Genomic DNA, 1,542 nt, shown 5'->3' with positions numbered 1-1,542 from the left:
GGCACTCAAAACTAGACTTAAATATAGAAAACAACAAGATAGAGATACCTTACAACCCTACCATAAGAGTAGCTGCACCCCTGCTTAAAGATGGTGAGTTTATGGGAGTTGTCATTGTAAACATCTTAACGCAAGAGCTTTTCAATGCAATAGGCACATCAGCAAGCTTTACACACTATATTATAGACAAAGAGAAAAACTATATTTTTCACCCTAATGAAGAGTACTCTTTTAACAAGTACAAAAATATCAAAAGAGGCATCCATGAAGATTTTCCAAATGGACTAGATGCCAAAGATGGAATATACGTATATCCTATAGACAATATCTTAAAAAACGAAGATAAAGCGCTCTTTATCTTAAAGACAAGCGACACTTATGAAGAGAGTCTAAAAGATGAGATACTCCAGAGCGGTGTTATCGTTTTGATCTTGACTGTAATACTTAGTTTCATTACCTCTTTTTATGTATCAAAAACACCTGCCAAACTCCAAACCTCTCTTTTAAATGCGCATAAAAAATTAAAAGAGTACACTTCTATAATCGACAGATACATTATAACTGCTACGACCAATACCGACAGTACCATCATAGATGTAAGCCATGCGTTTATAAACTCCAGCGGTTATTCAAAAAGAGAGCTGGTCGGACAAAAGATGAGTGTTATAAAAGATCCGAACAGGAACAAAGAGCTCATAAAAGATCTGTGGGAGACGATACTCTCTAAAAAAACTTGGATCGGAGAGATAAAAAACAGAAAAAAAGATAAAACAGAGTACTGGCTTGAACAACATATTGTTCCACAAATAGATGAACACGACAATATAAAATCTTTTGTCTCGATCGGTATAGATATAACGGCTAAAAAAGAGCTTGAAAAACTTGCCACCATAGATAAACTGACAGGCATATATAACAGAAGAAGATTTGAAGAGTTTTTACAGATAGAAATGGAGGTCGCAAAAAGACACTCTCAGCCGTTGTCTCTGATTTTAGTTGACATTGACCATTTTAAATCGGTCAACGATACTTACGGGCACCAGGTCGGTGATATGGTGCTAAGCCAAACCACAAAAGTAATTTCTCAAAATTTACGCAAATCCGATATATTCGGAAGATGGGGCGGCGAAGAGTTTGTAGTCATCTGCCCTCAGACAAACAAAAACAAAGCTTTTATTCTTGCTGAAAAACTCAGGGCTTCCATCGAAGAACATGAGTTTGAAAAGGTTGGACATAAAACGATCTGCTTAGGAATTGCCGAGCTTGAGCATGACGACAATGAAAAAACATTAGTCGAAAAAGCCGATAAAGCGCTCTATGAAGCAAAAAACGGCGGAAGAAACAGAGCCGTTGTTTTTGCCTAAAAACTAATTTATTTTAAACAACTGGAGTATATATGGAAAATATTATTACAAGCATTGATTTCGAGGCTCTTTTAAAACTCTCTACAACTATAGGTCTAAGCATAATCGCCGCAATAATTGCCTATTTGATATCCAAAAAATATCTTATAAAGATCATTCACAAGCTCATATTTAAAAC

The 1,542-nt window shown here is 35.7% G+C and carries 1 protein-coding gene; it reads left to right on the top strand.

Translation table 11 applies throughout. The features are described 5' to 3' along the window. Positions 1 to 1,364, top strand: a 1,364-nt coding sequence (locus tag RQ763_RS11705; protein WP_314153170.1) for a diguanylate cyclase, incomplete at its 5' end; no start/stop codon positions are given. Positions 1,365 to 1,542 lie beyond the last annotated feature (178 nt).

This window comes from Sulfurimonas sp., from assembly GCF_032250635.1.
GTDB lineage: Bacteria > Campylobacterota > Campylobacteria > Campylobacterales > Sulfurimonadaceae > Sulfurimonas.
Note: the sequence above shows the minus strand (reverse complement) of the source record. Positions and strands in the feature narration are given on the sequence as shown.